Origin of the sequence: Lactobacillus sp. UMNPBX4 (assembly GCF_002554115.1) — a bacterium.
GTDB classification, from domain to species: Bacteria; Bacillota; Bacilli; order Lactobacillales; family Lactobacillaceae; genus Lactobacillus; species Lactobacillus gallinarum.
Genome location: NZ_PCZF01000053.1, coordinates 1 through 10331 on the forward strand (window position 1 = coordinate 1; position 10331 = coordinate 10331).

The 10331-nt window shown below is 39.2% G+C and carries 9 protein-coding genes; 4 read left to right on the forward strand and 5 right to left on the reverse strand.

Features of this window, described 5'->3' with window-relative positions; genetic code table 11:
• Positions 1 to 15: 15 nt before the first annotated feature.
• From CP355_RS08535 to CP355_RS08545, 3 genes are all read right to left on the reverse strand, one after another.
• Positions 16 to 519: a hypothetical protein gene (locus CP355_RS08535; protein ID WP_233187020.1), complete on the reverse strand. Its 504-nt coding sequence runs from the start codon at positions 517 to 519 to the stop codon at positions 16 to 18.
• A gap of 156 nt (positions 520 to 675) precedes the next feature.
• Positions 676 to 2298, reverse strand: coding sequence for an ABC-F family ATP-binding cassette domain-containing protein (locus tag CP355_RS08540; RefSeq protein WP_098044332.1), 1623 nt, complete (start codon positions 2296 to 2298; stop codon positions 676 to 678).
• 105 nt (positions 2299 to 2403) lie between these two features.
• Positions 2404 to 3486, reverse strand: coding sequence for a M42 family metallopeptidase (locus tag CP355_RS08545; protein ID WP_098036889.1), 1083 nt, complete (start codon positions 3484 to 3486; stop codon positions 2404 to 2406).
• A gap of 91 nt (positions 3487 to 3577) precedes the next feature.
• Here CP355_RS08545 and CP355_RS08550 point away from each other — a divergent pair, with 91 nt between their 5' ends.
• The gene (locus CP355_RS08550) at positions 3578 to 4777 is read left to right on the forward strand and encodes an MFS transporter (RefSeq protein WP_098044333.1); all 1200 of its coding nucleotides are present in this window, start codon (positions 3578 to 3580) and stop codon (positions 4775 to 4777) included.
• Between the two features lie 32 nt (positions 4778 to 4809).
• On the opposite strand, the gene CP355_RS08555 is transcribed toward CP355_RS08550, so the two are convergent.
• Positions 4810 to 6279: an MFS transporter gene (locus tag CP355_RS08555; RefSeq protein ID WP_098044334.1), complete on the reverse strand. Its 1470-nt coding sequence runs from the start codon at positions 6277 to 6279 to the stop codon at positions 4810 to 4812.
• A 128-nt stretch (positions 6280 to 6407) separates the two neighbouring features.
• Between CP355_RS08555 and CP355_RS08560 the strand changes: the two genes are divergently transcribed.
• From CP355_RS08560 to CP355_RS08570, 3 genes are all read left to right on the forward strand, one after another.
• A complete protein-coding gene (locus tag CP355_RS08560; protein ID WP_191335480.1) occupies positions 6408 to 7199 on the forward strand; it encodes a Cof-type HAD-IIB family hydrolase in 792 nt (263 codons plus the stop codon).
• 198 nt (positions 7200 to 7397) lie between these two features.
• A complete protein-coding gene (gene pyrR / locus CP355_RS08565; RefSeq protein WP_098044335.1) occupies positions 7398 to 7928 on the forward strand; it encodes a bifunctional pyr operon transcriptional regulator/uracil phosphoribosyltransferase PyrR in 531 nt (176 codons plus the stop codon).
• 23 nt (positions 7929 to 7951) lie between these two features.
• Positions 7952 to 9280, forward strand: a complete 1329-nt coding sequence (locus CP355_RS08570) for a solute carrier family 23 protein (RefSeq protein ID WP_098044336.1) — start codon at positions 7952 to 7954, stop codon at positions 9278 to 9280.
• A 66-nt stretch (positions 9281 to 9346) separates the two neighbouring features.
• Here the strand turns inward: CP355_RS08570 and CP355_RS08575 are convergent, their stop codons facing one another.
• A complete protein-coding gene (locus tag CP355_RS08575; RefSeq protein ID WP_046433865.1) occupies positions 9347 to 10183 on the reverse strand; it encodes an aldo/keto reductase in 837 nt (278 codons plus the stop codon).
• Positions 10184 to 10331: the final 148 nt, after the last annotated feature.

The following is a 10331-nucleotide window of genomic DNA, read 5'->3' on the forward strand; positions in this document are numbered from 1 at the left end:
ATTAGATAAAATCTATCAAACAGCGTAAGTGTTCAATTTATTATTGCAATTTACGGACATTTTAATATTATCATCTGTTACTACTCGTTTAGCCTTTTCTACATCTGTTAAAAGGTGTGGCATAACCATATGAGGAGGTATTTGACGCTTATTCAACTCATTAATTATGTTCATAGCAGCTCGCTGCATTTGTTCGATTGCGGCATCTCGATCAAGATTACTATTCTTGATATGTCCCACAACAAAGGTATGATCCGACACCTCATACTTTTTAGTAACAGGATTAAAAAAATCACCTATTACATTATTTACTACAACTTCTTTTGTACTTGCATGATCATAATTAAAAGGTATATTTTCCAACTTACCTGTGACAGAAGAAAATGGTAAGTTATCTATCGTAAAAACTTGAACGTAAACATCGTATTCCACCTTATTATCCATATCAGAAAAATGCTTATCATACATTCTTACTTCACGATCTTGAATAAAATCTTCAAAAATAATCTGCTCTTTCATTAACAACTTTCCCTATTTCCAATATAATATTTTTCTTATATTAATATAATAAATAAAGAACAACTCTTATAAAGCTAACTTTTTTAATTTTATTTTACTTTTCTACTTGTATTTTTAACACAAAAAAGGATTCTTTTCATCTGAATCCTCTTAATTTTAATATATTCTTTTAACTTGTTCCTGAATACTGTCTTTATCCAAGAATTCATCATAAGTAGTATCTTGTCTGCTGACGATTCCTTTAGGGCCAACTTCGATGATATGATTGGCAATTGTTTGAATAAATTCGTGATCGTGAGAAGTAAATAATATTGAACCAGGATATGCTACCAAAGCGTCGTTCAAAGCAGTAATTGATTCCAAATCAAGGTGATTAGTTGGATCATCCATAATTAATACGTTAGCCGGCTCAAGCATCATTCTAGACAATTGACAGCGAACTTTTTCACCACCAGATAATACTTTAATTTTCTTCTCAATTTCTTCCCCACTGAAAAGCATTCTTCCTAAGAAACCACGAAGGAATGTATTATCATCTTGTTCCTTAGTCGCATATTGTCTTAACCAATCTAAGATAGTTAAATCATCGTTATTAAAGTTTGCATTTAAATCACGAGACATGTAGTTAAAGGCTGTAGTCTGACCCCAGGTAACAGTGCCTGTATCTGGCTTAATTTTGCCAGCAATAATATCAAGCAAAGCGGTTGTTGCTAAAGCGTTACGTGATAAAAATGCAACCTTGTCACCGGGACGAACTATAAATGAAACATTATCTAAGATCTTTTCACCATCAACTGAGTATGAAACGTTTTCTACCTTAACCAAATCATTTCCAAGATCACGATGCATTTCAAATTTAACAAATGGATACTTTCTTGATGATGGTTTAATATCATCCAAAGTAATTTTATCAAGTTGCTTCTTACGAGAAGTGGCTTGACGTGACTTAGACGCATTAGCTGAGAAGCGGGCAATAAATTCTTGCAGCTGCTTAATCTTTTCTTCTTTTTTGGCATTCTGATTAGCTGCTAATTCATTAGCCAACTTACTTGATTCATACCAGAAATCATAGTTACCAACATAAAGTTGAATCTTGCCACGATCAACATCACACATTTCAGTACATACCTGATTTAAAAAGTGACGGTCGTGTGAAACTACGATCACAATATTTGGATAATCAGCCAAAAAGTTTTCTAGCCATTCCACTGTGTGAACATCAAGACCGTTAGTTGGTTCGTCAAGTAAAAGAATATCTGGATTACCAAATAAAGCTTGAGCTAAAAGCACCTTAACCTTTTCTGATTCAGGCAATTCCTTCATTAACATCTGGTGTTCACTTTCAGGAATATCTAATGACTGTAACAATTTAGAAGCATCAGCTTCAGCATTCCAGCCATCAAGCTCTGCAAACTTACTTTCAAGTTCTGCCGCCTTAACACCATCTTCATCACCAAAATCAGGCTTAGCATAAAGCGCATCTTTTTCCTTCATTACTTGATAAAGTTCTTTGTGCCCTTGAATAACCGTATCCATAACGGTGAAATCTTCAAAAGCAAAGTGATCCTGGTTAAGACTAGACATTCTTTCATTCGGATCAATGCTGATTGAGCCTGTCGTTGGTTCAAGCTTACCTTCTAGCAATTTAAGAAAAGTAGATTTACCAGCGCCATTTGCACCAATCACACCGTAACAATTACCTGGGGTAAATTTTAAGTTAACATCTTCATAAAGTGTACGGCCGCCAAATTTAAGACTTAAGTCGGATACTGTAATCAATCGTTATACCTCACTATTATTAATTTAAAAAAGTTAAAATTATGTATCAGTATATCAAAAAAAGCAGATCCAAATGAAGTACGAATCTGCTTTTTTTACTTTTAATTAAAATTTCTTGAAGCTATCCAATTTTTCCTGGGTAATATCACGAATAATTGCAGTAGCTAAATCAACGGATGCCTTAAAGTCTTTGTAACTGCTGAAGCAATATGGGGAGTGCTCGTAACGCACTGGAATACCGATGACAATTGTTGGAGCACCATTTTCGTAGTAAATTGCGGCACCGTCTTGGCCACCACCAGTTCTAACTGAACGAGTGTATGGAATGTTGATCTTGTCAGCCAAGTCGCAAGCATACTGTTGAAACTTAGGATTTGGCAAGAATGTAGTATCCATATCACGAAGCATTGGTCCACGCTTTAAACCGGTTTGTGAAAGCCAATCAGGAGTGAAGGTGTCATCTGCTGGACAGCTTTCAAGTACAATACATAGATCTGGCTTAACTTTTCTAGCAGTTACGTAAGCTCCGCGAAGACCTACTTCTTCTTGGCTAGACAAAGCGGCAACAACATCAAAGTTAGTTTCTTCACCCTTCAAGTTGTCCAAAACGTCAATCATCGCACCGGCACCAAAACGGTCGTCGAAGTCTTTACCAAAGAACAACCCAGATTTTTCGTGGTATTCGCATTTTACATCAACAAAGATTGGACAACCTGTGTCGATTTTGTAGTCCTTAATTGTTTCTTCACGGCTGCTTGAACCAACATCAATTGACATATCGGCAACGTCAGGCACGTTGTTTCTTTCAGCAGCAGTCATAAAGTGTGGTGGCTTAGTTGCGACAACACCAGGGATGTATTCGCCATCGCGGTTTCTAACCTTAACCTTCAAAGCAGGGATATTGTATTTTACCCAGCCGCCGAGTGGAACAAACTTGATTAAACCATTTGGACGAACGGCCTGGGTGATAAAACCAACTGCATCTGAGTGGGCATCAAGTTGAATTACAGGACGGTTGCCCTTGTTTTCCTTCTTTGATGCATAAACATTGAGCATCCCGTCAGTCTCAATATTGGCTGTCTTTTCTGCATAGCTAGTAAAAAGTTTAACGAATTCTTCTTCAAAACCAGATGTAGCGTTAGCATCTGAGAATTTTTTAAGCATTTCGATTTCTTGTGCTTTTTCCATAATTTTCTCCTTCTGTAAGTCCTTACATCAAATTTTATCATAGTTCTTTATCTTTATTTTTTGCTAAACTAAAATTAGGAGGGTTTACATCGTGAAAGAAAAACCTATTTGGAAGAAAAATCTATTCGTCTTATCGATCGCGGTCTTCATTGCAGGAATCGCATTTTCAGAAATTATGCCTTTCTTATCGTTATACATTAACACGTTAGGCAACTTCTCTCACCAACAACTTAACTTCTGGTCTGGGATCGTTTATTCTGGTACGTTCATCGTTTCAGCGGTTGTTTCTCCTTGGTGGGGCAAATTAGCTGATAAAAAAGGACGTAAACCAATGATTTTGCGGGCCGGAATCGGGATGTCCGTCGTTATCACCTGCATGGGGTTAGTTCAAAATGTTTGGCAATTGCTTTTGCTTAGAATGCTGCAAGGTGTATTTGCCGGCTTTATTTCTAACTCTAATGCCTTAGTTGCCACCGAAACGCCGAAGACAAATTCTGGACAAGCTCTAGGAACGATTGCTTCAGCGACCACTGCCGGTACCTTGCTGGGACCACTTGTTGGTGGTGCTTTAACATCAATTTTTTCATACCGCATTACCTTTATGATCACTGGTGGCTTGCTCTTATTATGCTCAATCTTAGTTCTATTCTTCGTTCATGAAGACGACTTTAAGCCAGTTACCGCGAAAAAATTGGACAAGGCCAGCGGCGTAATTAAGTCGCTTCGTTCGCCTCATCTGATCTTTGGTTTGCTATTAACCACTTTAATTATTCAAGCAGCTAATAACTCCATTAACCCAATCGTTTCACTATATGTCCGCCAATTACTTAACGGCCATGACAACGTTGTCTTCATCTCTGGTGTTATCGCCGCCCTTCCTGGGATTGCTACTTTCCTAGTGGCCTCCCGCTTCGGTGCACTTGGTGATAAAATCGGTACTCACAAAATCATCGTGGCTGGTTTTATTGCGGCATCAATTTTCTTCTTCCTGACCGCTTTTGTACGAAACACAGTTGAATTAGGAATTTTGCGCTTCTTAGTTGGTTTTTCTGACGCTTGTTTATTCCCACAAGTACAAACGATGTTAACCAAAAACTCACCTGCCGCCGTTACTGGCCGTATCTTTTCATGGAACCAGTCGGCTATGTACATCGGCAACATCGTAGGACCATTACTTGGTTCATTCGTATCAGGGATGTTCAACTATAGCATGGTCTTCATCGTCACCACGGTGATCGTATTAATCAATCTACTTTTGTTCAGAATCAACGTCATTCGCAATTTACAGTAAAAATAAAAAGCTTGAGAAAAATCTCAAGCTTTTTATTCTGCCGCTTTTTTGGCTTCATGTCTGTTATAAATAAAGTTAACTACGTACGCACAAATCATTAAAAACAGTGCCACATACATAATTTCGATAATTCCTGAATGGAAAATTCTTCTCATGATTGGCAATAATGCAGTTGGCAAACTCTTAGCCGATTCCGCATCACTCAACTTGTTCATCATGGTCATCGTAATGCCGCGATGACCGGTGATTCCTCGAGCCAAAGCCAAGTTCATGATGACCCCATAAATGGCAGCCATCACAGTTTGAGCAAGAATTCGAATCAAGAAACTCAGTGACGTAGCCGGTGCCATATCTTTTTCACTGGCGTCAATCTGCACCTTGATCTGCAAAATAACAAAGATCGAACCTACACCTAAACCAGATAAAGCTGCAATGATCATCAAGATTTGATACGGCGTGTTCATTGGCACCAAGATCAAGCCTAAAACGGTAATGACGATCAAAGTAAAATCGATAATGAGCAAACGATAATTGCTAAAATGACGCAAGAAATATGGCGCGCTTTGTGAACCGGCAATATCCAAAATGGAGTTAGGGATCAAGGTCATCCCACCGATTAAAGCGGAGGTCCCTAAAATGGCCTGCGACCACATTGGCAAATAAGTGTTAACTGAAATATAAGCACCCCATGCTAGGGCAAACAGGATAAAGTCGCCCACCAACGCTTTATTCATAAAAACACTCAACGGTACAACAGGACTATCTGCCTTGTTTTCCACAAAGATAAAGGCAACAAGTAAGGCAATTCCGATAATGACGAAAGCTACAACCATGATACCACTAGCTAAACCCAGCATCTGAATTCCAACTAAAAAGCAGGACAAGCCAGCGATCAAAGTGAAGGCACCCATTTTGTCAAAGTGTACTTTTTCCTTAGCCTTGTGCACATCACGATAAAAGACAAAACTCAAAATAATGGAAATCAGTCCTAATGGGACATTGATGTAGAAGACCCAGTGCCAAGAAAGGGCATCAACAATCCAGCCACCAACAAGCGGTCCCGCAATACATGCCGCACTGAAGCTGGCCGCAATGTAGCTTAAAATAACCGTTCTTCTCTTAATATTCGGATAAATAAAACCGACAATAACATAAGGCAGCGAGCCCATACCGCCGGCACCGATACCCATTAAAATTCTGGCAATTAAGAAGAAGTAAATATTTGGCGCTATCCCTTCAAGTAGAGAACCAACAATAAAGAGGATAAGTGAAAGTTCAAAAGCAAATTTATTGCCCATTCTTTCACCTAATTTGCTCCAAATTGGTACTGAAACGGACATCCCCAGCAAGAAGCAGGCAACAATCCAGCCCATATATTGAATTCCGTGCAGATCAGAAACGATCGCAGGAATTGCCGTATTAATAATGGTAGCGTCTAGTCCTGACATGATATTAGCCAAAAGTAAGGACCAAGTTACCATCGAAATTTGCTTTTTATTCATTCAATCTCACCCTTTTACTTAGAAACTTTTTAACTAGAACATTATGCAAGTTACCTTTATAATTGTCAAAATAGTAAACGGTTTCATGATAAAATATAAATACCTACTTTTTATAGGAGAGATTTTCTATGATTAAATTAATCGCTGTCGATATGGACGGAACTTTTTTAAACTCACAAAGTAAATACAACGAAGTCAGATTCAAGGAGATTCATTCTAAACTTGATGAAAAAGGTATTCATTTTGTCGTAGCTAGTGGTAACCAATATTATCAATTAAAAGATTTTTTCACCGATTATGATGATATTGACTACGTAGCTGAAAATGGTGCACTTATCCGTAATCCAGAAAAGGTTTATACAGTACACTCTTACCCTACTGAAGCTGTTAAAGCCATCGAAAAATTTTTATTAGATCAAGTACCCAATCTTAATTTCTTAGTCTGTGGTGAACAAGCAGCTTATGGCCTAGATATCTTGCCAGAAAAATACTTTAAGATGTCTAGCCATTACTATCATCACTTAGAAAAAATTAAGAGCTTTAGTGACATTCACGATAAAATCCTAAAATTTGCAGTTCAATGTCCCGATGAAAAAACCGACTATTTTGTTCAATTGTTCAAGGACAACTTGAGCCAATATAGCGGCGTTACAAGCAGCGGTCACGGAGACATCGACATCATCCAACCTGACATTCACAAAGCTAACGGCTTAAAAGAATTGGGTGATATTTTAGGCATTAAGTTAAGCGAAATGTGCGCATTCGGTGACGGTGGAAACGATCTAGAGATGCTACGAGAAGTTGGCGATGGCGTCGCAATGAAGAACGTCGTTCCAGCCCTTCTTGAAGTGGCTAACCACGTGACTGACACTAACGATGAAGAAGGCGTTTTGAACTACATCGAAAAAAACATTCTTTAGAATCTGCTTGACAATATCCGCTTTTGCTAGTTTAATATAATAAAAATATAGTGATGACCTTTAAAGTTAGTCCTGTGAGGCTAAGAAGGAAATCTGCGTGAGCTAGTCTTTTTTGTGCTAGCAGAAACAGAAAGACCATCTTGGACTCAGTGTCCTTGGTGGTCTTTTTCTTTTGGTCATCCAAGAAAGGAAAAATATATGGCAAAAGAAATTGTTGATGCAATTAGTATGAAACGTGCCTTAATGCGAATGACCTACGAAATTATCGAACGCAACAAAGGTACTGAAAACTTAGTTTTAATCGGAATCAAGACTCGTGGTCTTTACTTAGCGCAAAGAATTGCTAAGAACCTTAAGAATCTTGAAGATGTTGATGTTCCTGTGGGAGCAATCGATGTTTCTCAATATCGTGATGACCTGCCAGAAAGCGAAAAGGAAAAGATGATTCATGGTCAACAACTCGACTTTGATATCACCGACAAAAACGTTGTTTTAGTCGACGACGTTTTGTTCACCGGTAGAACTATTAGAGCTGCGCTTGATGCAATCATGGATCAAGGTCGTCCAGCTAAGATCAACTTGGCAGTTTTGACCGACCGTGGTCACCGTGAATTGCCAATTCGCCCTGACTTTATCGGTAAGAACATCCCTACCGCAATGGATGAGGAAGTTAAAGTATCAATGACCGAAGTCGATGATAAAGACGGCATTGATATCATGAACAAATAGGAGTATTTGATAGGAGTATTTGAATGAGTGAAAAAGAAAAGTTTAGAAACCCGGACGCGATTTTAGACGTCTACGAAAAGCCTGAACTTGGTCAAGGTATCCTGCTCTCCTTGCAGCATATGTTTGCCATGTTCGGTTCTACCGTTTTGGTTCCAATCTTAATCGGAATCAACCCAAGTATCGCCCTGCTTTCATCAGGTGTCGGTACTTTAGTCCACATGATCTTGACCCACTTTAAGATCCCAGCATACTTAGGTTCAAGTTTTGCCTTCGTTGCGACTATGCAAGCATTGATGAAGACTGACGGCTATCCTGCAGTTGCTCAAGGTGCGATTGCTTCTGGTTTAGTTTACGTAATCGTGGCTTTGATCATTGCCAAGGTTGGTTCTGGTTGGGTTAACAAGGTTTTGCCACCAATCGTGGTTGGACCAATCATTATCGTTATTGGTTTGTCACTTGCTACTACTGCCGCAAACGACGCCATGATGAACCACCAAAAGTATGACTTAACTTACTTCGGTGTTGCCATCTTCACTTTGGTAATGACTTTGATCTTCCAAATGTGCTTCAAGGGCTTCACTAGTTTGGTTTCCATCATGCTTGGAATCATTTGTGGCTATGTTCTCTCTTGTTTCTTGGGCATCGTTGACTTCTCAGGCGTTGAAAAAGCTGCCTGGTTCTCAGTGCCAGCCCTTGACGTAATGGGCATCAGCTACCACTTCAAATGGTACCCAGCAGCCATCCTTGCGATGGCACCAATTGCCTTCGTTACGATGACTGAACACATGGGCCACATTATGGTGCTTAACTCATTGACTAAGCGTAACTTCTTCAAGAACCCTGGTCTTCACAGAACCATGATGGGTGACGGTATTTCCACAATTATTGCCGGTTTCATCGGTGGTCCTCCTACCACTTCTTACGGTGAAAATATCGGTGTGTTAGCCATGACTAAGGTTCACTCAGTTTGGGTCCTTGCTGGTGCCGCAGTTTGTGCGATCATCTTCAGTTTTGTTGGTAAGCTTGCTGCGTTAATCGAATCAATTCCAATGCCAGTAATTGGAGGAATTTCATTCTTACTCTTTGGTACAATCGCTTCTAACGGTTTGAAGATCTTAGTTGACGATAAGGTTGACTTTGGCGAAAAGCGTAACATGTTGATTGCTTCAGTTATCTTGGTTATCGGTATTGGTGGTGCTTACCTCCAATTGGGTAACTTCCAATTAACTTCAGTTGCTCTTTCCACTATTATCGGGATGCTTTTGAACTGGTTATTACCTAAGAAGGCTGCTAGTGAAAAGGCACTTGAAGAAAAGAATAAGCAAAAACAAGACGGTAAGATTTACCAATAAATGTAGAATTTAACTGACTATAAAAAACAGGAGTCCTAAATTTGGACTCCTGTTTTTTATAGTCTTTTATCTAAAACTCTCAACAATTTCTGGATCCATTTCATCCTCTAAAATACTGTGACCTTGATCCAAGGTCTTGATCTTCTTCATATCTTCAGCATCTAATTCAAAATCGAAAACATCGAAGTTTTCTGCCAATCTCTTCTTATGAACTGACTTTGGAATCACTACATAGTTTCTTTGCAAGAACCATCTCAGCATTACTTGAGCAGTAGTTTTATGATGCTTTGCAGCAATTTCTTCTAGAACTGGATTGGTAAAGATATGGTTGGCTCCTTCCGCAAATGGTGCCCAGGCTTCAGGCTGCACGCCCTCTTTTTCCATGTACTTTTGTGACTTCCACTCTTGGTTCCAGACGTTAGTTTCAATCTGGTTCACGGCTGGTTTCACATCATTAAAAGTAATCAGATCGGCAAGGCGTTCATTCCAAAAGCTGCTGACGCCGATCGCACGAATGCGACCTTCTTTGTATAAGCGTTCAAGTGCGCGCCAGGTGCCGTAATAATCGTTGTATGGCTTGTGGATCAGATAAAGATCGATGTAATCGAGTTGCAGTTTCTTCATTGAATCATCGAAGGCCTTGAGCGTGTTGTCGTAGCCGTAATCATTGACCCAGATTTTTGAAGTAATGAAGATGTCTTCACGTGGGACGTTGCTACGCTTGATTGCATCCCCGACTGCCTGTTCATTACCGTAAATTTGTGCTGTATCAACCAGACGATAGCCGATTTCTAGACCATCTTCGACGACTTGTTGCGTTTGTGCGAGATCATCGATTTGATAGACGCCGAAGCCAAGGCGTGGCATTTTTACTCCATTGTTTAATGTGACGAAATTTTCCATGTTGTTTTCCTCTGAAAGATAATTTTTAACTTATTTTAGCATCTATTTCCTGGGAAAAGAAAAAAGACGATCATTTTCACAGAATAATTACAAAAAGTGTCTGGGAAAAAACTAACTTTCAGATACCAAAAGACGATCAATCCAACTC

Excerpts from the sequence above, each read along its gene's own strand:
- CP355_RS08535 (WP_233187020.1), bottom strand. The coding sequence starts at position 519 with ATGAAAGAGCAGATTATTTTTGAAGATTTTATTCAAGATCGTGAAGTA.
- CP355_RS08545 (WP_098036889.1), bottom strand. The coding sequence starts at position 3,486 with ATGGAAAAAGCACAAGAAATCGAAATGCTTAAAAAATTCTCAGATGCT.
- CP355_RS08555 (WP_098044334.1), bottom strand. The coding sequence starts at position 6,279 with ATGAATAAAAAGCAAATTTCGATGGTAACTTGGTCCTTACTTTTGGCT.
- CP355_RS08560 (WP_191335480.1), top strand. The coding sequence starts at position 6,408 with ATGATTAAATTAATCGCTGTCGATATGGACGGAACTTTTTTAAACTCA.
- pyrR (WP_098044335.1), top strand. The coding sequence starts at position 7,398 with ATGGCAAAAGAAATTGTTGATGCAATTAGTATGAAACGTGCCTTAATG.
- CP355_RS08570 (WP_098044336.1), top strand. The coding sequence starts at position 7,952 with ATGAGTGAAAAAGAAAAGTTTAGAAACCCGGACGCGATTTTAGACGTC.
- CP355_RS08575 (WP_046433865.1), bottom strand. The coding sequence starts at position 10,183 with ATGGAAAATTTCGTCACATTAAACAATGGAGTAAAAATGCCACGCCTT.